Origin of the sequence: Acinetobacter soli (assembly GCF_018139125.1) — a bacterium.
Taxonomy (GTDB): Bacteria; Pseudomonadota; Gammaproteobacteria; order Pseudomonadales; family Moraxellaceae; genus Acinetobacter; species Acinetobacter soli.
Map to the genome: position 1 here is coordinate 2,469,990 of NZ_CP073241.1, position 25,978 is coordinate 2,495,967.

Annotated in this window: 19 protein-coding genes; 5 read left to right on the plus strand and 14 right to left on the minus strand. The window is 35.5% G+C overall.

Annotated features, from left to right (window positions below; translation table 11 throughout):
• Positions 1-25 precede the first annotated feature (25 nt).
• The gene (locus KCV09_RS11405; RefSeq protein ID WP_004941675.1) at positions 26-1,285 is read right to left on the minus strand and encodes a D-amino acid dehydrogenase; all 1,260 of its coding nucleotides are present in this window, start codon (positions 1,283-1,285) and stop codon (positions 26-28) included.
• 138 nt (positions 1,286-1,423) lie between these two features.
• On the opposite strand from KCV09_RS11405, the gene KCV09_RS11410 reads away from it, so the two are divergent.
• Together KCV09_RS11410 and KCV09_RS11415 are read left to right on the plus strand one after the other, a co-directional pair.
• Positions 1,424-1,888 carry an Lrp/AsnC ligand binding domain-containing protein gene (locus KCV09_RS11410; RefSeq protein WP_004944298.1) on the plus strand — a complete coding sequence of 155 codons (465 nt, stop codon included), beginning with the start codon at positions 1,424-1,426 and terminating at the stop codon, positions 1,886-1,888.
• Between the two features lie 253 nt (positions 1,889-2,141).
• Positions 2,142-2,426, plus strand: coding sequence for a hypothetical protein (locus KCV09_RS11415; RefSeq protein ID WP_149931266.1), 285 nt, complete (start codon positions 2,142-2,144; stop codon positions 2,424-2,426).
• A 2-nt stretch (positions 2,427-2,428) separates the two neighbouring features.
• On the opposite strand, the gene KCV09_RS11420 is transcribed toward KCV09_RS11415, so the two are convergent.
• The 12 genes from KCV09_RS11420 to KCV09_RS11475 form a co-directional block, all read right to left on the minus strand.
• Positions 2,429-3,631 carry a capsule biosynthesis protein gene (locus KCV09_RS11420; protein ID WP_212515167.1) on the minus strand — a complete coding sequence of 401 codons (1,203 nt, stop codon included), beginning with the start codon at positions 3,629-3,631 and terminating at the stop codon, positions 2,429-2,431.
• Positions 3,632-3,643: 12 nt separating this feature from the next.
• Positions 3,644-5,662, minus strand: coding sequence for a capsular polysaccharide biosynthesis protein (locus KCV09_RS11425; RefSeq protein WP_212515168.1), 2,019 nt, complete (start codon positions 5,660-5,662; stop codon positions 3,644-3,646).
• A 3-nt stretch (positions 5,663-5,665) separates the two neighbouring features.
• A complete protein-coding gene (locus KCV09_RS11430; RefSeq protein ID WP_212515169.1) occupies positions 5,666-7,117 on the minus strand; it encodes a glycosyltransferase family 2 protein in 1,452 nt (483 codons plus the stop codon).
• 9 nt (positions 7,118-7,126) lie between these two features.
• Positions 7,127-8,299 carry a nucleotide sugar dehydrogenase gene (locus KCV09_RS11435; RefSeq protein WP_212515170.1) on the minus strand — a complete coding sequence of 391 codons (1,173 nt, stop codon included), beginning with the start codon at positions 8,297-8,299 and terminating at the stop codon, positions 7,127-7,129.
• An 83-nt stretch (positions 8,300-8,382) separates the two neighbouring features.
• A complete protein-coding gene (locus KCV09_RS11440) occupies positions 8,383-9,198 on the minus strand; it encodes a heparin lyase I family protein (protein WP_212515171.1) in 816 nt (271 codons plus the stop codon).
• Entirely contained in the window at positions 9,191-10,837 is a 1,647-nt protein-coding gene (locus KCV09_RS11445; RefSeq protein ID WP_212515172.1) for a hypothetical protein, read from the minus strand. Before KCV09_RS11445 ends, KCV09_RS11440 begins: the two co-directional genes overlap by 8 nt.
• A gap of 11 nt (positions 10,838-10,848) precedes the next feature.
• A complete protein-coding gene (locus KCV09_RS11450) occupies positions 10,849-13,671 on the minus strand; it encodes a glycosyltransferase family 2 protein (RefSeq protein ID WP_212515173.1) in 2,823 nt (940 codons plus the stop codon).
• A gap of 16 nt (positions 13,672-13,687) precedes the next feature.
• A complete protein-coding gene (locus KCV09_RS11455; RefSeq protein WP_212515174.1) occupies positions 13,688-15,391 on the minus strand; it encodes a coiled-coil domain-containing protein in 1,704 nt (567 codons plus the stop codon).
• A 22-nt stretch (positions 15,392-15,413) separates the two neighbouring features.
• A complete protein-coding gene (locus tag KCV09_RS11460; RefSeq protein WP_212515773.1) occupies positions 15,414-17,072 on the minus strand; it encodes a polysaccharide biosynthesis/export family protein in 1,659 nt (552 codons plus the stop codon).
• A 37-nt stretch (positions 17,073-17,109) separates the two neighbouring features.
• Positions 17,110-18,210: a capsule biosynthesis protein gene (locus KCV09_RS11465; protein ID WP_212515175.1), complete on the minus strand. Its 1,101-nt coding sequence runs from the start codon at positions 18,208-18,210 to the stop codon at positions 17,110-17,112.
• Positions 18,191-18,862 carry an ABC transporter ATP-binding protein gene (locus tag KCV09_RS11470; protein ID WP_212515176.1) on the minus strand — a complete coding sequence of 224 codons (672 nt, stop codon included), beginning with the start codon at positions 18,860-18,862 and terminating at the stop codon, positions 18,191-18,193. Before KCV09_RS11470 ends, KCV09_RS11465 begins: the two co-directional genes overlap by 20 nt.
• Positions 18,859-19,680 carry an ABC transporter permease gene (locus KCV09_RS11475; protein WP_212515177.1) on the minus strand — a complete coding sequence of 274 codons (822 nt, stop codon included), beginning with the start codon at positions 19,678-19,680 and terminating at the stop codon, positions 18,859-18,861. Before KCV09_RS11475 ends, KCV09_RS11470 begins: the two co-directional genes overlap by 4 nt.
• Positions 19,681-20,583: 903 nt before the next feature.
• On the opposite strand from KCV09_RS11475, the gene KCV09_RS11480 reads away from it, so the two are divergent.
• From KCV09_RS11480 to hppD, 3 genes are all read left to right on the plus strand, one after another.
• Positions 20,584-22,332 carry a hypothetical protein gene (locus KCV09_RS11480; protein WP_212515178.1) on the plus strand — a complete coding sequence of 583 codons (1,749 nt, stop codon included), beginning with the start codon at positions 20,584-20,586 and terminating at the stop codon, positions 22,330-22,332.
• Positions 22,333-22,431: 99 nt separating this feature from the next.
• Positions 22,432-23,493 carry a hypothetical protein gene (locus KCV09_RS11485; protein WP_212515179.1) on the plus strand — a complete coding sequence of 354 codons (1,062 nt, stop codon included), beginning with the start codon at positions 22,432-22,434 and terminating at the stop codon, positions 23,491-23,493.
• A 446-nt stretch (positions 23,494-23,939) separates the two neighbouring features.
• Positions 23,940-24,992 carry a 4-hydroxyphenylpyruvate dioxygenase gene (hppD, locus tag KCV09_RS11490; RefSeq protein WP_004941680.1) on the plus strand — a complete coding sequence of 351 codons (1,053 nt, stop codon included), beginning with the start codon at positions 23,940-23,942 and terminating at the stop codon, positions 24,990-24,992.
• A gap of 72 nt (positions 24,993-25,064) precedes the next feature.
• Here hppD and KCV09_RS11495 read toward each other — a convergent pair whose 3' ends face one another.
• Positions 25,065-25,844 carry an IclR family transcriptional regulator gene (locus KCV09_RS11495; protein WP_149931089.1) on the minus strand — a complete coding sequence of 260 codons (780 nt, stop codon included), beginning with the start codon at positions 25,842-25,844 and terminating at the stop codon, positions 25,065-25,067.
• Positions 25,845-25,978 lie beyond the last annotated feature (134 nt).

Sequence of the window (25,978 nt, forward strand, 5' to 3'; positions counted from 1 at the left end):
CTTCCCTGAGGTTTAAGACTTAGACTTAGGCTGCGCTAGAATAACGTTGCAGCGAGAGCCCTTCGGTACTGATATCGGTTTGATGGTTCAGCACAATGTCACTGATCAACTTGCCAGAGCCACAGGCCATGGTCCAACCCAAAGTGCCATGTCCGGTATTGAGAAATAAATTTTTAAAGCGGGTCGCACCAATAATTGGCGTGCTGTCTGGTGTCATTGGGCGTAAACCTGTCCAGAAAGACGCTTCTGCCATATTGCCGCCCGGGAATAAATCTTGTGTCACCATCTCAAGCGTGGCGCGTCGATCTTGATTTAAGCCAAGATTAAAGCCACTCAGCTCGGCCATCCCTCCCACACGAATACGCTGGTCGAAACGGGTAATGGCGATCTTGTAGGTTTCATCGAGCACGGTCGACTGCGGCGCGAACTCAGGCTGCACAATCGGGATTGTGAGTGAATACCCTTTGACTGGATACACCGGCAGATTAAGTTCAAGCGGTTTTAAAAAGTCACGCGAATAACTACCAAATGCCAATACATAACGATCTGCTGTTAGAGTTTGACCATTAACGCGCACGCCTTTGATGCTATCGCCTTCGACCACCAAGCCTTCGACCTGCTGATTAAACCGAAAATCGACGCCCAGTGCTTTGGCTTTGTTGGCCAGCGCATTGGTAAACAAATAACAGTCGCCAGTTTCATCATTTGGCAAGTGCAAACCACCGACCAGTTTATCCTGAGCATGTGCAAGTGCCGGCTCGACTTGGGCAAGCCCCTCGCGATCAAGTAGTGCATAACCAACGCCACATTCTTCTAGCACCTGAATGTCACGCTGCACTGCTTCTAATTGTGCTTCGCTACGAAAAACCTGCAAGGTTCCCTTAGCACGGTTCTCATATTCGATACCTGTGGTTTCACGCAATGCTTTGAGGCAGTCACGGCTGTATTCAGCCACACGCATCATGCGTTCTTTGTTGGTGGTATAGCTGGCTGGATTACAGTTTTTAAGCATTTGCGCCATCCACTGTAACTGCCACATGCTGCCATCGATATTGATTGCCAAGGGTGCATGATGTTGAAACATCCATTTTACCGCTTTAAACGGAATGCCTGGCGCTGCCCACGGGGTAGAGTAACCCGGTGAAATCTGGCCGGCATTGCCAAAACTGGTTTCTTCTGCTGGCCCCGCCTGACGGTCTAATACCGTAACCTGCGCGCCTTGTTGCGCAAGGTAATAAGCGCTAGCCACACCAATAACACCACTGCCCAAAACAATTACACGCATGTCCGTTCCTTAAATCCGTATTAGGTTATTTCACTAGTATATTTCTGGTTAGATAGTTAATTTCACTGATTTAAACGCTATAATTTAGGTAATTTTAAGAATTCGTCGTGCAAAAAAACGAAAAAAAGGAAATTTCTTATGCGTGCACTAGACCGGATTGATCGGCAGATTTTAGATATTCTGCAAAAGGAAGGGCGCATTGCCATCAGCGAACTGGCTTCACGGGTCAATTTATCGACCACGCCTTGCTCCGAGCGGGTTAAGCGGCTAGAGCGTGATGGCGTAATCACAGGCTACCATGCACGGCTGAATCCGGCGTATGTCGATCGGAATCTATTGGTCTTTCTGGAAATCAAGTTATCGGCAAAATCGGGGGATGTATTTGATCAGGTCGCACGTGACTTGGTGGCGATTCCTGAAGTGTTGGAGTGTCATCTGATTTCGGGGGAATTTGATTATCTGGTCAAAGCACGCCTGAAGGAAATGAGTGCCTATCGCCGCTTGCTCGGCGATCTGCTTAAAAAACTGCCCTCCTCGGCGTCTTCACACAGCTATATTGTGATGGAGGAAATTAAGGAAACCTTGTTTTTGGACGTCAATTAATACATATAATTTTTTGAGTGAATCAGTTTTTGATGAAGCAGTAGACTTTAAAGTGTGAAAGTACTTGGAAAAATGTAACTTAACGCTAAACAACCTGCTATTGAATAAAAAATCAATACATGAAAAGTAAACTATTGGTTTATTACTTAGAACCCATTAACAAAACCTATCATAAATGCAACTTTAATCATTCTTTTAGTTCTGATTATATGTATCTAGATCTCAAATGTTAGTCATTTTGGAGGACTACGTCATGTTTGATGTTCAAGATCGCTTTTCAGATGTGGCTTTATCTATTGTTTCCTTGATCCATGATCCAGAAACAAAATTCATTTATGCTGAAACTGCACATTTCATGAGCATGGTTGACCAAGATACAGCACTCACCGGTTATCAAAAAAAATTACACGTTTTATCTGCTATGAAAAAGACAATTGCAGAATCTCAATTAGACTGGGGCGTGTGGGAAACGAAACTTAGCCAATTTATCGATCATTTGAAAACAATTCATTATACGACATTGGCAATACTTGATTAATCTTACTCACTTACTCGAACAGCATTCATCCAGTAATGTTTACCATAGTAAGCACCATTGAGTTGCGTAGCATAAATAAGTGAGCGACAAAAACTATTATAAAATTGCTCATTTACGATATATCGCTGGGTCCAAAACTCGTCAAGATTTAATTGACTTGTTAATTGGGGCACATCATAAATTGCACGGCCCAATACCTTGACCGGAATATGATGATAAAGCGCTTGGATTCCCGTAGTACTATTGATTGTGATTAGCCCAATGCTATGCTTGAGTAATGTAGGTAAATGCACATCGCAAAGATAATGCACTCTTTGCTGGATACCAAGTTGTCGGGCACGACTTTGGATGTAACGTCCATAATGGCGATAACCACGATCCATCGGATGATGTTTGAACACTAAATAGTGCGTCGAATCTGCATGAATTGAAAATGAATGCATCACCTCATCAATTACATCTTCAATCTGGCGATACTCGCTGTGAATTCTGATTTGAAAATCGTTATGAACCTGCAACGCAAAAACAAAATAGTTATGATCATGCTGTTGAATCAATGTGTTCAGGCGCGCGGGTTCTAAAGCATAATTTTTAATCCGACGGTATCCAGAGATAATCCAGTAGCACATCTCTTGTATGGGTGAATAGCCTCGATGATGCTGATAAAATGGATAAAGCCAAAAAAATACTGCCCAAAAAATATAATACTGAATACTACTTAGCACCATGAGCCTAAACTTATTATGCGTTTTATGCGTCTCGATGGTATCTAAACTGTTAGATTGCTGATGAAGCTGATACTGAAAATTTGAAAAATGATTAACACCATTGGCTTCAAAAGTAATGTAATCTGGTCGAACATAACCCTCTTCAAATACAAAAAAAGGAATACCTAAGCGCTGTGCGAGCTGTTTTGCCTGCACGTGATAATAACGACAATCGCCAAAACAAACCAACGCATCAATTTGATGGTTGCACACCTGATGTTTGAGCCATGTTTGGAAATGCTTTGGTTTTTTTCTAAAATGCCAGATATTGGCACGCCCATAATAGAAGCGCCAATCACCTGCATTGAAATTAACTTTAAAACATTGAATATTTTGCGAAGTGAGCCAGTCTGAAAACTCAGCAAAAAAAGACCCTATAGGCCCTTGTAGCAATAAAACTTTTTTTGATTTTAAAAGTGCATCAATATGTTTTGACAATAACACCAATCCTTAAGATTTGATTTTAAACCTACGGAAAGCCGTAAAAATTCGAGATGCCCAATCGCGATAAAGTACTGATGACTTCGTTTCACGGTGATGAATCATAGCCTGAATCACATGTTCGGGACAAGCCAATGCCAATTGCATCGCATTTGTTTGTGGTAGATTATATAAAGGGTACTCGATCAAACTAATATAAATGAGCTCTAAAATATCTAGCTGTCGATGCCTTCTTTCACAGCGATACAAGTCTTGGGTTAATCCCCAACCTGCATAAAATGGTAATCCATAACAATGAACCGGAATATTTCTAAGCAATGCTTCAAATCCGGATAGTGAACTAATAGTATGGACTTCATCGATATGTTCAAAGAGTTGTAAAATATTGCTTTCGGTTTCAATTGCATTTGCATATTTAAAAACTAACGTTGAATCGAGCTTCCCTTTACGTAAATTAGCCTCTACATCGGGATGTGGTTTGTAAATAATTACAGCGTCGGAATGTGATTTTCTGACAGCACTCAACAAATCAAGATTAGTTTTAATGCCAACACCACCTAGTTGTACCGAGAGGTCATCTTCTACTTGCCCAACGACCAAAATTTTTCGTTGCTGGGTCTTGGTCATCCATTCACGTTTTAAAAGCTGCTGACTTCCCACATTGTACTTGGTCAACTGCTCTCGAACGAGCACCTGTTGCAGCTGCAACGCTCGCTCTCGCTGCCTATCTGTCAAATGTGCTGAATTGAGTAGCATTTCAAGCCGTGAGGGCTGTGTTGCATCGTAGTAAATTCCAATATCATCCACCACCAGAGAAAACGGCCGAATGAGTTTGGCGCCTAAACCAATTGAACGCACAAAACCATCTTCAACTGTCCAAACCTTTAAGTATCCCTGCTGCTTCAATAGTGTTGCTTTTCTGCCCCACGCCAAGATGAGCTGCTCTGGATTTGGTTTTTTCCATTGATAAAAACGTAACTGAAGATTAGGAAAATCCAGAAAGTCTTTCAAAAACTTACGTTTCCAACGACTAAAGCCATACAGTGCAACACTAGAGTGATGGAGACGACCTTGAAACTCAAGATTAGGGATAAGCAGCTCAAGAATATCCTCTAACTCACAACGCTGAGCTGATACAGGCGATACATAACGGGCATAATCGAAATAAGCACAGGCAAACAGGTGTTCGACTGAACGTGAAAGGTGTCTGCGCTGCTGCAAAATATGAATGGGTGCATGCTGATCATCAGTTAACCCCCAACCGGCGTACCATGGCACCCCAAAACACGTGACAACTTTACCCAGAAGTAAAGCCTCAAAGCCTAACTGAGAGCTCACCACATACACCTGTTGCATATAACGGCATAGCTCAAGCGGATTGTGATTAGATGTGAGTACACGAATATTGGGATGCTGTAGATCTTGCAGGTCAAAGTGACCCTTTGCCCGACCTGCATATACATCCGGATGTATTTTAACCCAAATACATGCATCGGGATGGTCTTGTATCGCCTGCTTAAGCATCACGCGAAAACTTTCGGCAGATGCACCTGCATAGTGAATCGATTGATCACCGAAAGTCTGATCGACGACTAAAATATTTTTAGATTCGCTGAATTGATCTGGCTGAATTGGATCATAACGAAGATTATATTTGGTAATTTGAAAGTCTAAGATGGTTTGAATTGCACGCTTTGCACGCAAAATCTGTGCTGGTAATTCTGGACGATGAATCAAATTTTCAAGATCAGATACAGCAGTTGCATCGAAGTAGATGCCTGTACGATCGACCACCACAGACAAAGGCGTATATCCCTGCTTACCTAAGCCCATTGAGCGGATAAAACCATCTTCAAGGCAAATACAGTTTTTATGATTACGCTGTGCGGCTTTAAGCGCATCAAAAAAACTTTTTTTGCGCCCCCACCCTAAATAAAGTTCAGAACAGTGGTACAGGTATTGTTCATTCTGACTTAAGAATTGCTGCAAATTTCTTATTTTTCTCATGCCCACAGACAGCTTATACATAGTTTAAGATTCATCAATACTAGTAAAAAAATGTTTTAGTGAATGTAACGATTGAGATGCATTCACAATTTCATTAGGTGCATCAAATGGTGGTGAGTAATCAACTAAAGATGGCATAACCAGTGGTGCATTTTTTCTTAATTGCTGAATATGCCAGTATCCCCAAGATTCCCAATATTTTAAACGAATGGGTGAAATTTTATTTTCTAAATTTCCAGTTTCAAAGGCTGTCATTAAAGAATTATCTCGATGTGCACCAATAACCAAAGGCTGCTTAATCGATATAATTTTTTCACGACCAAAAACTAATTTTAGTCTTGTAATAAATTCTGTATCGGCTGCTAAACGTGTTAAATCCCATAAGCCTGTTTTTTCTAAAACTTCTTTTTTTCTAAACAAAGGCGAACTCGGGTTAAATCGCGTAAGCGGAAAGACTTGCCTCGCATAAAACTGACCATGATCAGATAAACGAACCCATTGGCACGTGCTAGCCACCAATTTTTTATTTTTTAGTAATGGCATGATTTGATTAAAAATACGCTGTGGATGTGCCCAGTCATCTGCATCTTGGCAAGTAATAAATTCGCCTTTAGCATGGTGAGCGCCTATTGTTTTTGCAACAAACGGACCAACATTGATTGGCAGTTTAATCAGCTTAATTTGAGAATATTTTTGAGAAAGATTTTCTATTTTAATACACGTTTGGTCAGTACTTGCATCATCAACTACAATCAATTCAATATGAGGATAAGTTTGATGAATTAAACTTTCCAAGCATGCTTCAACTCTGTCCTCTATATTATAGGTAGGCACAATAATAGAAACACATGGATAGTCTTTGTGTTTATTCTGACTATTAATTTTACTTTTTAAATTATTAATATTAAATTGACCTTCATTAGACTTAATATTTATAGCTGATAAACTAAAAAAATTTAAATAATCGTTTAACATATTTAATTTTTCTTTAGATGTACATGCTTGTATATTTGCTTTTAATAAAAGAGCATCGGGTGAATTTTTAATTAAATTTGAAAAATCATTTTTCTTTAAAAAATTAATTGCCTCACTAGAGTCAAGATTATTCAGTAAAGCTAAATAAAGATTATTTTGCTTTAAATGATTTTTATGTAAAATCTTTAGCGCTGTATAAGGCGCATAAGTCGCCAATGGTGAAGCCAACAAATGAACTTTGTTTGAAAATTTATCAGATAGCTCATTTAAATGAAATTGAGACTCATTATGCAAACCAATATTTGCAGCAGAAACTACTTTTGCAAACAACGTTTGAAAGTCTGATGCAGAAACCTGTTGAAATGCAGTTTCATACATACCCAATCGATAATATAGCCAAGCTGGATTAACATATTGATTTTTATGATCTAATGCTAGGGCTTCTGCAAAACGAGACTGTCTAATGAAACGATATACTTTATAAGTCTCAAACCAATTCAATATTTAAACCTAAGCATCTCTTCCAAAAACGTCTCTAGTATACACTTTATGTGAGAATGCGGTTAATTCATCTGTTAAACGGTTTGCTAAAATAAGATCGCAGTCTTCTACAAAATGAGTAAAGCATTTTGAAACATTGTAACCTTCAAATTCATCGACCTCTAAAACAGGTTCATAAATAACGAGCTCTACACCTTGACGATTTAAATTAGTCATAATGTCTTGAATAGCTGCTGCCCTAAAATTATCGGAATCCGCTTTCATAATTAAACGGTAAACACCTACTTTTTTAGGATTTTTAGCCAAAATATCTTTTGATAAAAATAATTTCCGTGTTTCATTGGCATTCACAATGGCCTGAATCAAATTTTGAGGCACATTTTTATAGTTAGCTAAAAGCTGTTTTGTATCTTTAGGCAGACAATAACCTCCATAACCAAAGGAAGGATTATTATAATGTTCGCCAATACGCGGATCTAATGAAACGCCTGCAATAATCTGTTTTACATTTAGATCATGTGACATAGCATAGTTGTCTAACTCATTAAAGTAAGCAACGCGCATAGCCAGATAAGTATTTGAGAAAAGTTTTATTGCTTCGGCTTCGGTACTATCGGTAAGTAATACTGAAATATCTTGCTTAATTGCAGCCGATTTTAATAACTCTGCAAATTGAAGTGCTCGATCTGATTTTTCGCCTACAATAATTCTTGATGGATACAAGTTATCGTAAAGTGCTTTACCTTCACGTAAGAACTCTGGAGAAAACAAAATATTATTATGATTATATTTTTCACGCACAGATTTTACATAACCAACCGGAACTGTAGATTTAATCACAATTAATGCATCACGATTAATTTCTAAGACCGTTTCAATTACAGCTTCAACACTTGAAGTATTAAAATAATTAGACTCTGTATCATAATCTGTTGGTGTAGCAATAATAATGATATCTGCATCACTAAATGCTTTATTTTTATCTAAAGTAGCACTTAAATTTAATTGTTTATTTTTTAAAAAATCAGATATTTCAGCATCTACAATAGGTGAAACAGCGCTATTGATTAAACTTACTCGGTCTTCATTAATATCATACGCAATAACATGATTATGTTGAGCTAAAAGAACAGCATTAGACAGACCAACATAGCCAGTTCCAGCAATCGTAATGTTTTTCATTTAAAACCCATAAAGATTAGTGTAAATATAATTTACATATAATATACCACAAAAAATTAAAATTTAACCAATAAGATTTTTCATTAATTATTAATTAATGAGTTAAAAATATTATCATTGGTTCGAAATAATTCATATGATGTTGTCATAACGATTGCTGGAGAATTACCACCTTTCCAATTAGAAATACCTTTATAAAGACCCATTTTAAAATATGGACCAGAATTTTGGTCATTCCACCAAGTAACACCCTTATAATCCATAGCTAAATTATAATTACTTAATCCTCTTACTCTCACCCATATTTTAATATATCCATCTGAGTTGCCTGTCCATTTTCCATTTTGTATAAAATCCAACCAGTGACCTTTGTAGTTTTGATTGTAAGCTATTAAGGTAAACTTCTTACAAAATCCTCCACCATTACCTGTATCATTATTTGAAGCCTGCAAATTATATTCAATACTTTTATTGTCTCGATTTAGTGCTATAAAATGACCAATACCTTGGCATGGCAAATTTATCGTAGGATTCTTGGGATAAGCAGCCCATTGAGAAAATATATGAGCTCCAGAGGCTTGAAATGAATAATTATCAGGTATATATAATGACCACTTTTGCCAATAATTAATATTTTTTTTCATTTTTTTCATACTAATCTCAGCTCTGTTAGCACATCGCTCAACAATATGCTTATAATAAGAGTTAACACCTAAAATTGGTTCTATACCCGATTGAACAGTACCTTTACAAATTCCGTTTCTATTATGAACATCAATATCTACTTGAAACAGTTTGCCATCAGCATATTGAATCTGATCTGAATTTGCTAATAGATTCATATTGAAGCAAAAAAATATGATTAATATCAAACTAGCTTTAAATACAATTTTATCCATTTAAAATTTCCTCAATAATTAATCCAGTTCCTACAATTGAAGATACCTTTAATAAATCATTAGGATTACTATTTTCACTAAAATTTTTACTCAATTTTTTTATTTCATCTTTACTATAAAATAAATCCAACTCACTGACTTTATGTGAAAACTTTAACAATTTTTCAGAAGTAATCTCAAAAAAATTTTTATCTCTAAAATTTTCTTTGTTTTCATATAGATCATTATTGATATTGCTATCTATAAAACCGTAAACTTTTATTTTTTTATCAATTACTTGATGATCTTTTAGCAATAATAATGAATACTCAATGTCACTTTCACTAAATCTAGATTTTTCATTAGAAAATGAGTAATGAATTAATTTTTTATCAATTACTCTTATAACATCACACATTATCTTATTTTTTGAATATCCTAAAATTTCACCATATGAACATATATTATGGAATTCAGTACACATAATTGGAGAATGAACAATTGAACATAGATTTCTATACCATGAACGACCGTAATGAATTCTTGCTCTATAATTCAGATAATGCATTTCCATAGCATTAGTAGAAGAGAAATCATGATTAATTTGTAAAAATGAATTTTTAAACTCTGATTCAATAAGTTCAAAACTTTTAGGCTTGCATTGATCTCTCCAAAAATTTAATCTATCTTGGGGGTTTTTTTTCAAATACGCGGATGCTAAAAAATTTGCACCATCAAACTGAACTAATTTACGAGGAGATTTTGTTAATGGTAAATATAATGGTTTATATATGCCAACATTAGCATGTTTCCATAACTCAAACTCATCAAATCCATTTAATTTATTACCTTCAAATTTAATTGAACCCATATTTATATTGTAATCATTGATGATGATATTAGCTACATTAAAATCATCAATCATTTTTTTATTAGAACGAACTTTAACAGAAGTTGAAAGATTATGCGTTTTTGTACAAAGTCCGTAAACTAATCGACTGTCCTGACCTCCAGATAAATCAACAACAGCATTGTTATCAACCAAACTTGAAAACGCTAACATTCGATCATGTGCTTTTTGTATAAAAATTTCAATTAATTCCTGATAGTTATTATAGTTTACAATTTTCTTTTCTTTATTTTTTATAATTAAATTTCCATTTTTTATTATCAGGTATTTATCCAAAGGTAATATTTTTATATTGTCTAATATTGAGTTATGGGATTGTAGTTGAGCACTAAACAAACCATCAAATGGCATTAGATACAGGGCTGTAGAGGGTAGATATAAATTAATTTTCCAATTTTTACGCTTTACAAAATTCGCTAATTCATAAAATGAATTGGAAATAGCCCAATTACATTCATTTTCATCAAAATAATAATAAATTATTTCCTGACCAAAAAAATCAGACTTAATAATTATTTGATTATCTAAGAGTAATGTTAATGCAAATCTTCCATTTTCGCTATTAAATAAATTCTTACCCGAATTTATTTTAAGATACTCTTCAAGCCCATTATTCGAGAATATAAAATCATTTTCAGAAAAAATAAAGCCAATCAGATTATTTTCAATCTGATTAACTTTATCACTTGACCATAAAAAGGTATTCACTTTCAAAAAATCACCTAAAAGAAAAGCATGATAAAATATCATGCTTATTATAATCATTTTAAAACATTAGTTAATTTATTTTTTACAATAAATTTAGAACAATTTTCATTTACAAATCTTTTTCCTTTTTTAATTTGCTCAATATATAGATTTGGATTATTCCAGAAATTTAAACATACCTCTGCAACTTCACTGGAATCACAATAAACTGCTCCATCTAAGAAAATATCTTTAAATTCAGCTGGTAGTATTACTACTCTACCTAAAGCCATGGCTTCCATAACATTTCTGCCAAATTCTTCAATATAATCTTCATTAACAAAGTGCAAGAAGAAATCTAACTGAGTTATAAATTCATTTACATTTACAGAATCAAACTCAAAGATATTCCAATTTTCAGGCGTTTTATTCAACATTTTTTGGGGAGTTTGATGCCCTCCAAGAATATTTACTTCAAATAGAGGATTATCAACACAATAAGCATCCTTCAATGCTGATAAATTTTGCGGCCATTTTGTCCAATGATCTCTGGCATGTCGACCTATGATTATTTTTCTTTCTGAACCAAAGTTTTCAGGAAGCTGATAATTTTCCATATCTATGTCAAAAGAGTAAGGAGGATACCAAATTTCATTATGAATATTTGTATAGCCATTCAATCCTTCTAAGATTTTTTTAACACGACCAGAAATAGCAATCCACGTTGGCTTTATTTCAAATAATTTCTCGCAAAGATCATCTACTTTTGATGGGTTATAATAAAATGGATTTTGACTCCATCTTTGCATCGGTGATTGATTTACTAAAATCATAACTTTTTCAGTATTAATTTTTGGTATATTATCAATCTCATAATTCAATATAGGAGGATGATGAATTAAAACTAATTTGGTATTAATCTCATCTTCAGGTACAAGCAAGTCTACATTTTCATGATAACAGAGTTCATGATACTCATCTGCAATATTAGTTAATTTTAAATCAAATCTAGGCCAATTGAAAATCCCAACTCTTAAACCGTTATCTGCAGCATTTTTTATATATGCTTCATTGCATCGTCTTGTACCTCCTAGTAAACTTAGATCTGAAATAATAACAACATCGTATTCATAATTTCTTTTCCAATTTTTAGCAGCTAAGTTTTGAGGAATTGGAAAAGGTTTTTTCATACTTTGTCTTTGAATAGATAAGTTTTCAAAGCACGATATGTTTTTTCTCCAATATGCTGCTTGATCTGCATAGGTTTTCCTAATACCAAATGTTAAACTACTTAAACTTGTACCCTTTTGTTGTGTGAGTGAGTTTTCATGAACTAAAAAAAGAGATAATGGTACTTTTGGTAAAACATCCATTATAACCTCATTTCCCCATTTTAATTTTAATCGTTGTATAAATTCGTCATCTGCATTTGCTGCAATGCTATCCCATTCACCTAAAGATTCAATATCTTTTTTTCTTATTAATAAAGATGGATAGCTACGATGGATAAATTCTAAATTTTCTCGTTGAGGTCTTAAAATAAATGTTAGATCTGGGTTAACTCTTGCCATAAAACTACAAGTAGCTTTGATTTCTATATTATCTAGAAGTGGCTGAATTTGTTTAGCTAACATTTCTGGATGAGACCAATCATCACTATCATGAACAGTAATAAATTCACCTGAAGCTAAGGATAGAGCTTTATTTCTTGTAGGATAAGCGCCCATATTTTTTTCATTACGGAATAACTTAATTCTACTATCAATTTTTTCTAGTTCTTTTAATTTTTCCCAAGTTTTATCAGTACTCTGATCATCAATTACTATTAATTCAATATTTCGCCAAGTCTGATTAATAATAGATTTTATTGCTACATCAATAAAATCTTCAGAATTATATACTGGCATTAATATTGAGATTAATGGACCATCATTTATAAAGAAAGATTCAGAAACATTATAATCCCAACATCCAAAAAAATATTTTTCATCTTTAATTTTATTGATTTCTAATAAATTGTAATTTTTAAAAATTCTATTTAAGTCATTTAGTCTTAAATTATCTGATGAGTGTCCGAATTCTTTAAAATTAATATTAGTTAATGCACATATATAATCACTTTCAAATTCTTTATTCAATACAAATTCAACAATACTTTTTGCAGACTCATAATCTTCATTATTAAGTAAGCTTTGAATCAATAAAAGTTTTGTTCTTTTTCTTCTAAAAATACTTTCATCAAATTTTTTAATTAATTTAATATATTTTACAGACAAATCCCATTGTTCATTAACTGCATACCATCTACCAAGAATTAAAGCAGCATTAGCTTTTGATTTATTATCATATTTGCCACTAGATAAACTACTGACTAAAATCTGCAATACTTCTTGTGAAAAGCCTCCCCATAGTTTTGCTTTCATATCATCTATACTAAATCTCAGCTGATTTTTATTTTCAATTCCATATTTTTTTATATATTCAGCTGTTGAATCATATTTATTTCTTATATTATTTTTTAATGAAAATAAATCTTGATTAAAATTTAATTTTAGATAATTTAATGCATTTAATATATCTAAATCTTCATTTTCAAATAAATCAGACTTAATTTTATTCTCAAATATTTCTAATATGAAATTTAAATTTTCATTATCATTTGTTTCAAATAAAACTTGCAAAGCTCTCCAAACTTTTATCAACTCATTAGAGTTGGTATAAAAATTTTCTTTGTTTACTTTCTCTTTTGTCAAACTCAAGTTAAATTCATAAAATTCACGAATTTCTTTAGATTTAATCGTTGAGTGAGTCAACAGATAATCATACAAAATGAAAGCCTCATTAAATTTATCATCTAAAAAATGACTATTTGCTACTGAAAAAATTGTCTTACTCATCTAATTTACAACCTTCTTAATTTGCAGAAAAATTTTCGTCACGAATTTTCTTATTTTTTTCATTGAACTTAAAGATTAAAATTTCTTTAGGAACAGTAAAAAAAATCTTAATAATTCCTTTTGGTGATTGCATATTTTCCACAATCGTTTCACCAAGTTTATATGAAAGATGGTTTTTCACACTTTCAATTTTTTCTTTTGATTCAGCATCAAGATTACTTAAATCTAAGACCTTATTAGATTTTATATTGTTCTTTTCAAAAATAACTTTTGATGGAATTTGTATTATACCTTTTAAACTTTTTGAGTTATTTATTATCAGATTACCAATTCTATATGGTAATTGATTTTTAAATTCTAATATTAGATCTGACTCACCTGACAAATAATCATTTTTTTGTAATAGAAATTTTTTCTCTTGACATTCTTGAATATTTTTTAATCTTTCAAAGATTATCTTATTTTCTTTAGATAATTCATTTATTTTTTCTCTACGTTCCAAAGCTAAATTTGCTTGCTTAGCTCTAGCTTCTTTTTCATTTTTTAATTTTTCATTAGTCTTAATAATTTCATTGCCAATAGCTTTTAACTTTGACTCAATATTCCTGATATTTTCAACTAATACTTTTTTTTCATTTAAAAGATGAAGATTTTTCAATTGAAAATCTTTTATTTTACTTTCTTTTACTGAGTTTTCTTTTTCAATAGATTTTAATTTTTCACTTAAAATTAAATTATCTTCAATATTTTTTGAATTTTTTTCACTTTCCATTTTTCTACAATTTTCTATTTTATCGATAATTTCAATTTTATCAAAAACTGATTCTTGAAGTTTTAAAATTTCTTTTTTCAATATAAGTTTTTTTTCTAGAAAATATTTCTTTTCATTTTCCAAATAACTATTTTTTTCTAATAAGCTTAAATTATCTAAATTTAGATTATTTTTTTCTATTAATAAAGAGAAATATGAATCAATACCTTCTTTTATATTAATTTTTGAATTAATTCGACCACAAGAAAAACTTGTTTTCTTTTGTAATTCGTTATAAAAACTTTGAATCGACCTATCCTCACTAAATAATTTATAAGTTAAATATAAAACTAATTGATCAACACCACTGTCTAAAAAATTATCTAAATAAAAATTTTCATTTAAATTTACATCTAAATTTTTATTTAATATATTTAAATATTTTTTATAGTTATCGGATATATTTTCCAACCCTAATATTATAGTTTTTTCCTTGTTTAATTCATAAAAACACAGTAACTCTTTATAATAAATTTTCCATTGATAAAACAAATTTTCAATATCAATTTTTTCAGATATTTGGGTTTCTTTAATCAATCTTGAAACTGAAATACAAGGATGCTCATAAATAAAAATAAATTTTATATCATCTTGATTACGCCAATAGTCAAGCAATAAAATATTGTTTTTACAAGACCATGTCCAATTATTGTTAATATTTCCCAATACTAAATCATCTCCTAACATCCCCCAGCTCTTATTTATTTCTTTTCTTTTATAAACTTCACCAATACAATAATTTTCTATTCTTTTTATTTCATTTTCTTTAATCAAAATATTATTGATTTCTAAAATTGACAAATTGTTAAATTTAGATGAATTAGGTTTATTTAATCCAGCTAAATTAAGCAAAGAAATCATTTTATTATTTTCAGTTTCATTAAATCCTGAAATTAGAAAGCCTTTCATACACATTTTCCTATAAAAACACTTAAATATCCAATGCCACTTTTGCTGCAATCGCAATTTGATACAGTACTTGCGTTATCCCACGGGCCAATTCAACTGTTTTAGTTTCAATTTTAGGTAAAACTAAAACTTCATCGCCCTGTTTAATTTTATAACGACGGCTTACCAGCTCAGATTCGCCATTTTGATGAATCACAATCAGCTTTGATTTATTCGATTTTTGCGTAAAACCGCCTACTTGATTAATGTAAGACTGCGCCGACATATCAGGCTGCCACACTACACCTTTAGGAAAAGTCACTTCACCATGCACCATTACCACCGAGGTTTTTTCAGGTACGTTTAATACATCGCCATTTTCTAAAATTACATCATCGAAATCTTTCGGGTTTAATACCACCTGCCCTTTTGGCTCGATTAAACGCGCTTTGGCAATGAACTGTTTTACCAGTTCAGCATCTTTGGTTCTGAGGTTGGCTTCTTCTTGAGTGGTCGAGCGTACAGAAAAGGTGGCTTCTTCGAGTTTGTCTAGTGAAACATTCAGCATTTCTTTTTGTCGTTTCGCAACCGATGGTCGATACAGCTGCAAGGCTTGAACTTCAGAAAGTGTATTTGGCTGTATTTGCTTCATTACTTCTGAAAGCTTGGCGCCATATGGTAATACCACGGCGTGTGCGCCATTATGGGCACCCTCTACACGCACCTGAATTGTGCCTGCGTAGCGGTCTGCGGTTACCGTCAAAATATCGCCATCTTCTACAAAAGCATTTTGTGCTTGTGCCAATGTATAGTATTCGCTACGGTATTCGGTACCTTGGCGGCGCATAATGCTGACATTGGTTGCGCCTGGCTTTACTTTTGCCACTGTTAGGGCCTGTGCAACCGTAATTTCTGGGCGGTTAAACTCAAAGTCATATGCGTTAAATACTTCACCACTGATGGAAAAAGTATGGCTTCGTGGTGCAACCACAATCACATCACCATCTTTAAAATTAAAGGGCTGAAGCTTCCCTGCAATTAAAAAATCATACAGATTGACATATTGTTTAAGCTGACCATTTCGCATAACTCGAATATCAACATAGCTACCACGTACCGGATCTACGCCACCTGCACGGTCTAAATATGCCAGTACGCTGTCATTTGCGACGCCACCATAAGCACCGGGCTGATTTACAAAGCCTGTGACCATCACTTTTACTGGTTGAGCCTGCTCAAGTGCAGCATATACACCAACATTGGCCACATATACTCTGCGTACATAGCTAGTGATGAGTGCTTGCAATCCACCATTGGTGGTTCCTGCTACTTTTACAGGGCCTACATTGGGTACAAAAATATTTCCTTGCGGATCGACCGTAAGCGTTCCAGCAAATTGATACGCACCCCATAAGCGTAAATTAATATTATCGCCAGGGTTTAAAACATAACTGTCGTTAAACGTCGAACCTGCCGAGCTGGCAAATGCACCCTTGAATAGCTGCTCTCCAAACATCCGTGTTGTACTTGCATATTTAGCCGAACTACTCGGCGATAAACCCACAACAGATTGACTTGGCAATATGCTTGCATCTGGGGCAGCGACTTGCTGGGCTGCGATATTACTACCAGCTAGCTCTTGCGGCATGAGGCTCGATAAATCTGCCGCAAAAGTGGGCAAGCTATATACAGCGCTCAACATTCCCACAAAGAGTGTTTTATTATTCAGTTTCACTTTTTTACTCCTTATGTTCACGGATAATTGAACGAACAAGCACCACCACACCAAATAAAATATTCAGCACAATAAAATAGGTCGCGATTAAATAACCTGTACGTGGATACATCGCATCTTGCGCGCGCTCTGGTGTTTGTACCACCACCAGTTTTTTGAGCTTTCGAGAAGCTTCAAGTCGTGCTTTTTCTAGTGACGCGAGTGATAGTTTGTAAAGATCACTTGAAAACTCAACTTTTGCTTTTAAGGCTTCAAAATCGGCCACACTTCGGTTGAGCTTGGCTGTACTTGGTGAGGTCAATTTAGATTTTTCACTACTGATTTGTTGTTGCAAGGCACTGATTTGACTGCGTATTGCAACCACTTGAGGTGCTTCAGGGTTTAAGTAACTCAGCAATGTTCGCTCTTCTGTTCGTAACTGCGCCAAATTACTTTCTAGCCCTGCGACAAGCGTAGCGACCGCTTGTGCCTGTGCTTGCGGGTCAAAAATTTGATTGCGGTTTTGGTAGTCCAGCAAGGTATCACGTGCAATCTGAAGCTGTTTTTTTGAATCGTTTAGCTGGTTTTCTGCGAAGCTTAATTGTTCTTTCGCGACATCTTGCGACAGCATATTGATAAACTGCTCGCTATTTTTCAGAATTTCTTTATTGAGTAGTAGCGCGAAATCTGGCGTAAAACCCTGCGATGAAATATTCATCATCATGGTTTTTTCGTCTAGATCGATCTTAATACGTTTATTAAAGTACTCCACCAAATCTTCAATCGAGGCATTTGAGTTTAGACTAAACACCGGGTCGCCTTGTACCGCAAATGCTTTTCGCAAGTTGAGTTTTTTATCGAGCGATTCCACCATGTTTCTGGAGGTAATATAAGAAGATAAAATATGCGCATCTTCACTACTGGTATTACTCACACCAAATAATGCAGATAAACCATTCACCGAATCTGTTGCAGAAACATCACCCACTTGCTTAACCAAAATAGTCGATTGCGCTAAATAGCGTTCTTTTGCAAAGAAGCACAAGTAAGCCGCAATCAATAAGATTGGTACAATCACCAGACCCGTATAGGTTTTTATGAGACCTTTATTTGTTATGGATCGCATAGTCTTTATATACCCCAATTGCCTCGGCAACATCTTCAAAAAATTCAACTTGGCCATGTCGCATTAAAAAGGCCACATCACAGTTACGTGTCAGGTCATTCAAATCGTGAGAGACCATGATGATGTTTGATTTCTGTTTTAACTCATCTAAATACTTCTGACTTTTTTTACGAAAATTTGCATCGCCTACTGCTCCAGCTTCATCGAGCAAGTAATAATCGAAATTAAAGGCCATACTTAAACCAAAACCGACGCGTCCTCGCATCCCCGACGAGTAGCTTTTAACGGGCATATCAAAATATTTACCGATGTCGGCAAAAGACTCGACAAACTCAATCACTTGCTCTACTTCATGTTCAAGGCTTAAATACAACCGCGCCACAAAGCGAACGTTTTGTCTTGCCGTTAAACTGCCCTGAAACCCACCAGAAAGTGCCACAGGCCATGAAATAGTTTTCTGCGTGACCACTTTGCCGCTATCGGCAAAGTCAATTCCCCCAATCACTCTAAGTAAAGTACTTTTACCTGCCCCATTTTTACCCAAAATGGCAATGCTTTTATTTTCAGGCAAAATTGCATTTAAATTTTTAAATACATAGTGCCTACCTTTAGGAGTCACGTATGATTTTGTTAAATTCTTAATTTCAATCACTTCGACCTCACCATACGCTGCTCAAAGCGCTTATAAAGTAAGAGGCCAAATAACAGGCTAACAATGAACCAAGTAAAGATATAACTTAATGAAATACCATCGACTAAAGGATAGCTTGGCGAAACCGCATGGCGCATTAACTCCACCACATGTACGATTGGATTCCAAAGTAGATATATTTGATATTGAGCAGGTATTAAATGAATGGTGTAAATAATTCCAGACATCAAATATAAAAGAAAAAATAAAATGGTAATAAATTTATTAATTTCTGGAGAAATGTCGCCAAGCACCATGAACACCAAGCCCATAGAAAAACTGAGTAAATACAGTAATATCCATAAACCTATAAGCTGTGGAATGGCTTCAAAGCTCATGGTATATCCGCACCATAGCAATATTGCAGAGAAAAAAACGAATGCTGTGAAGTGAAGGAACAACTCAAGAAAACTGCGCGCCACTAAGGTATCAACAGGCTTTACTGGCTTATAGCTAAATAATCCTTTATTTGATGCTATCGCTCCTAATGCCTTAGATAGGGTGGTGCGAAACATAAAAAATGGCAAAATACCATTGACCAGAAAAACTTCATAATCAATTCCTGGCACCATTTTACTTCTGATTGTGCCAAAAATTAAAAGTAATAACCCGATATGTAAGGCCGGTTCTAGCAGGATCCAGAAATAGCCCAATCGATATTGACCAAACCGCGTTTGCAACTCACGTAAAAATAATGCACGAACGGACGCATACATTACGCTTAAACCGTTTCGTGGTTTAAGTTTCGGTAATGTTTTGATTTGCTCAATATCGTTCATGGTTGCCGTATTCTCCCTCTGCTTTTAGTTCAGTAAAACATCACAATGCTTGTTAACTAAAAGCAAACAAATACTAAACTATTTTAGATTGGGTTAATAGCTATTTTGCATAAATCATGTCTTGTTTTTATCGGAATTTTTAAAATATTGATTTCAATTTATTTAAAATAATTTCTTAAAACAATAGATATTGTCAGACAACAAACTTTTCATCTTTTTTTATACGGTTTCATCCATTTTAAAGGATTGTGTGAACTTTCACTCAGTTTTCATTTTTGATCTGAATTTTAGTTTTGCACTATATTAATGCAAAAAAAATATAATATTTTCTTGATTTTACCGTTTCGATAACTTATTTAGATCTATTTTGCTTAATATTTTTTAAGTATGACTAAAATCACATTCTGATTAAAATTAAATCAAATATAACACTAAACTTAAATTTCATTATTAAGTTAATCACATAAATAAAAATTAAAACCTGAAAAGGTTTTTTGTATTTTTAAAAATTCTTGCTCCTCTATTTTCTGAATATTTTGTCTTATCTTTTTATTTTTTCTAAAAAAACTGTGGACAGTGTCGTTACTAGAATTTACATAACATCTTAATTTTACATCTGCTAAATGTTGTGAGATGTACATCATCGATTGATAAGCATCAAAACAGGTATATGATTTAATTTTAATCAATCTTAATAATCAGATTATACTTTCTAAATAGTAAACAAAAACTAGACTATTTCTATTTTTCGGCATATTTTATTACCAACAACAACGTTAAGATCCTAACAACATTAAAGTTTATAAATTTTAACCAAACCTTTGATTAATATAACTTTAATCAATAAAAAACTGAAACAAGTACGATTCAAATACTTAAATGAACAATCTAAGAGGATGATGCATGTCTTTAAAATATCAAGCGCTTACAATCGCAATTTTGGGGTCGGCTCTTGCCGCATGTGGTGGTGGTAGCAGCGATGGTGGTTCAACAACTACGCCAGTTACACGTTCAGGTACGGCGGTCGATTTTTATGTATCTGGTGCAACCGTTACTTTTCTAGATTGCAACAATCAAACTACTACTACAAATGCTAAAGGTGCATTTACTTTCCCAACAGGCTGTACAGACAGTGCGATTACCATTAAAGGGGGTACGGATATTGGTACAGGCCTACCTTTTGAGGAAACATTGCAGGCACCAAAAGGAATGAGTAGTGCAAGCGGTATAGTTGTAACACCTTTATCGACGCTTTATGCGATTTCGGGCGAAACTAATCTAGCAAGCTTTGCTACAAAACTCGGTCTTTCTGGTAAAGATCTGGCAACTAAAGACCCAATGGCAGACAAAGAATTGCTTCAGGCTGCCATTACCACTCAGCAGTTAATTGTACAAACTAAAAAAGTATTACTCGAACTTTCTGGTAGTGTGGGCGGCTCACTTACAGCCGAACAAGCAGAAGCCAGTGTAAAAGCTGCACTAAAGGCTAATTTAGCAAATACCACCACGCTTGATCTCAAAACTGCGACTAGCCTCCCCGTCCAATCCATTATTCAAAATGCCATTTCACAGTCTAAAAGTAGCTTGCCTGTAGAGATTCAAAATAATCTGGACAATATCGCAGCCAATACAGCAGCACTCATGGCAGCTCATGTAACCGCAAGCGTAAATACTGCCAATCAGGCTATCGCCAATGCAACAGCAGAAGCTGATGGCTCGATTAAACTCGAAACACTGGCTGCTTCTGGTGGTACCGCAGCCATTTCTCAAGCATCAAGCTCACAATCTGCAAATCAAATTTTTGCGATTGTGGGAACAGATGCAATTAAAGCACCAGATGCAGCGTCTGCACTTTCAACATTAGGGGCTGCTATTGCAAGCCAAGATACAAACACCGTTTCAAATGCAATTGCTTTAGTAAACACTAAATTGCCAGATGACAAAAAGATTAGCAGCGATAAGGCTGATGATTTAGCAAGCGCCACTCAGTATTCAAACTATCTAGGTGTACTCAACGTTGGGTTTAATGGTGGTACAGCGTACGACATTTCAAAAGTTTTGGCTTCTGTAAATGCTGGTTCTGAACTAACTGCATCAGGAACAATTGATAAATTCAGCCTTAACCTTGCACAATTTGGAACTGCTTTTGCTTCTGCACCGGAAGCTAAACTCGGTTTGAACTATGTAATTAGCTCTTCCACTGCTCAAGCACCAAAAACCATTAGTGTTATTTTCGATAAAGTTAGCTTTAGCTTCGATGGTTCGGGCGCGATTACTGCATTTAAATTGCCTGCAAATGTGAAATACAGCTACAGCATTACTGGCGGTTCCACTGCTATTCCAACCAGCGACTACACCAACCAGAAGGAAAACAGTTATGCCGTCTCGAATGGTACGGTGACTTTATCACTGTCTGAATTACTCGATCGTCTGGTTGCGGTAAATCCATCGTTTAAGAAAGACGATTACTTACCACGTGCAGGCGATAAAGTGACCTTTACCATTGCATTGGCATCTTCTGCATCTACAAATGCTGTACGCGTAGGTACAGGTTCAGGCACAACTGCTAAAGCGGCTACAGGCTACACCATTAGCTCTGGATCAAATACCTTTGTCGGAACCGGTTTTAAAGCTGTTGTAAATGTTCAGTAAATTTTAAAAAGAGTCACATCTTTTTAAGCATCAACCTCAGTCCGACCCTGTGAACGGGCTGAGGTTTTTGTATAACGAAAATAATGGGCACATCATTGTATGAAGAAACAAGTTTTTGGTTACTTATTTACGCTTAGCTCTTGCACGGCATATGCTGCTCCCATGGATGCATTTAATACCATCCCCGACTTTCAGCCTGATCGTAATCTGATTGTAAACACCAGTTTTGACTACTTTAAAGCGAATTCTAAAGCGAAAAACGATAACCAACGGGATTACACTGGTTTTACCCTAGGATCACGATATATTTTAAATCCAAATTGGTATACCGATCTGAACTACTGGAATAGAACCATTCAGTATGGTGCAAGTGACAATGATTTTCAGAGCTGGAAACTTGGACTAAATTACGTACCGGACTTTACCCCTTCAACCAATGATACGCTTGCTTTTGGTGTATCTTTTTGGGGCAATTACGCAGATCAGTTCGATAAAAGCTCAAAAACAAAATATAAAAACTATACACTAAGTGAAGCATCCATTAAAAAACCGCAAGATTTACAACTTCAACTCGATGCTATTTATAGTAAAAAGTTTAATCAAAACAATACTTTTAACTTGTTTGCTAATGCAGCTTATAGCAAAGTCAAAACAGAGGCAATTTCTGGCATATTTAGTAATAAAAACTGTAATTTTGATATTCATATCGACAAAAACAACCAGCTTACTGGGCAACTTAAATCACCGTGTACCCTTAACAATACAACCGTGAATAATATGACCCTCTCTGCAGATGCGAGACAATACGGAGTCGATATTCAAAATCAATTAAACTATGATGCTGTTATTCTAGGGCTAGGCGCAAACTGGCAATGGCAGTATGAAAATTTTAAATCTTTAATTGGTTATAATTTTCAATATTTTATGCGCGATATTCCCAAAGAAAGTTTTATTGAGCAACGAGAGCGAACATCAAATCATACAATTGCTTTAGAGCTTAGCTATGCCCTTACTCCCGAATGGAATGTCTACTTGCAGAATCAGTTTTTCTTACATAGCTTTACTGGTGAAATTCCTTCGCTTTATAACCCAATTACCGCGGCTGCTATGGACAAAAGCTATAACTACGTTTCAATTGGTATTCGTTTTACTCCCTTTTAGCACCTCATATCTAAAAAATTATTAATCAGATATTTCATGAAAAACCACACCCAGTCGTGTGGTTTTTTTGATTGACTCCAGTTAATATGCGTCTTTTTGGTGCAAAAGTATAAATACAGCCATCATTATTACAAAATTCATAATTTAATTATGTATTGCATAATTAAATTCAGTTTAGTATGCTCATTCATATAACGCAGTATCAGTTGGACGATACGTCGTTAAAAAAATGAAGCAGGATGGCGATTTTGAGTTTCAATAATTTCCTTTGAGCGCAATCGTCTTTTAAACCTAGGGTGCTACCCCGATACAATTTTAAATTGGTTGGTTGTATTGGTGATGCCTATTCCTTAGCCCTTTATAGGCTCTGTAGCATTCTATGTTTAAAAATCTAAAGCGATCCAATGAGTGGATTCGGTAAAAATCGATAATGAGGACGGAATAAGATGGATATTTTAGACAACCCTTTGGAGCTATGCGGGTTTGCATTTATAGAGTTTGTTTCCAAAGAAAACGAACTTGATCTGATTTTTAAAACCATGGGGTTTACCCAAGTTGCACGTCATAAATCAAAGAAAGCATTCCTTTGGCGTCAGGGCAATATCAATATTATTTTGAATTATCAACCTGAATCTTACGCATCTTATTTCTTTAATGAACATGGTCCATCGGCTTGCGCAATGGGCTTTCGTACCCGTGATGCCGCCAAAGCATTTAATAAAGCACTCGAACTGGGTGCCGAGCCCATGTACAGCAAAATCGGCCCGATGGAATTAAATATTCCAGCCATTAAAGGCATTGGTGGTATGCCGATCTTTTTGGTCGATCGTGACATTTATGAAAATGATTTTGAATTTATCGATGGTATCGAGGCAAATCCTGTCGGCACGGGTTTAAAAGAAATCGATCATCTGACGCACAATGTCTATAAAGGCCGCATGGACTACTGGGCTTCTTTTTATGAAAAGATTTTCAACTTCCAAGAAATCCGTTATTTCGATATCAAAGGCGAATATACAGGCCTGACCTCTAAAGCCCTGACCGCGCCAGACGGTAAAATCCGCATTCCACTTAATGAAGATTCAGACAAAGGCAACGGTCAAATTGCAGAATTCTTGGCCGACTTTAACGGCGAAGGGATTCAGCATATTGCCTTTATTACAGATGATTTGCTGGCCACGTGGGATAAACTCAAGGCACTCGGGCTGAACTTTATGACTCCACCGCCTGCCACCTACTACGAAATGCTACCAGAGCGCTTGCCCGCCCATGGCGAACCGACTGAAGAGCTACAAAAACGCGGTATTCTACTCGATGGCAGCACGCAAAATGGCGAGAAAAAACTACTGCTTCAGATTTTTTCTGAAAATATGATTGGGCCGGTTTTCTTTGAATTTATTCAGCGTAAAGCAGATGACGGTTTTGGCGAGGGTAATTTTAAGGCGTTGTTTGAATCGATTGAGCGTGATCAGATTCGTCGTGGTGTACTTCAAGTATAAGCATTTAACACCCGAAATCACCTGATACTCCACTGCACTTTGAATGAAGCGCAGTGGATTTATTTTTTGTGTTTAGCGGTTTTGCAAAAAACGATTGATCGCCGCCACTGCGCTTTTCAGCTCAGCCAACTTTTCGCTTTGTGCATCTAGTGGCAAGAACATTTCAGTGTCGATGGCCACAATACAAAACTCCAACACACCCTGTGCATTAAAGACAGGCAGCCCCACAGCATTAATCCCCACCAGCAAATCGCCTTGTGCCAGTGCCATGTGTTGCTCAAGAATCGAGGTTTTGAGGGCTAAAAATTCATCCCAATTTTGTGGTTTAAGCGGATAGCTCGACTGTTCCGCGGCTTGCCATTCCAGTTCCATAAGTGGACGCACCACATGTTCGGGCATAAATGAGGCAAAGACTCGGCCCGATGCCGAATTAACCAATGGCATAATCGAGCCAACTTTAGTCACAATGGCAATGGGGTGATTCGACTCCATGGCTTGTACCACCAGCGGTCCACGTGGTGACCATTTACTAATTTGAATGCTACAGCCAATTTTGGCCTGCACATCATAAATCATCGACTGAACAAGTTGCAGCGCGTCGGTATGTTGAATACAATTCAGCCCCAATCGCCAAGCCTGATCGCCCAGTGCATACTGGCCATCATCAAGCTGCTTGGCATAATCCATACGAATCAGGCTCACCAGATAACGGTGCACTTTTGCAGGATGCATGTCTAATTTGTGCGATAAGTCTTTTAAAATAATGGGATGCTGATGGTCGACCAATGCATTCAACACACTCAAACCCACTTCAAGCGATTGAACCCCACCCGATAATCTTTCTTCAACCATTGATGCACTCTTTTAAGATGAAATTCTCAAGCATATGCAGCGTTCCGATATTTTTACAAGACTGCATAAACGTGCTGACATCATGCCTGACATTGGTCAAAACTGAAATGCTCTTTTTTCATTTATGCCACGAC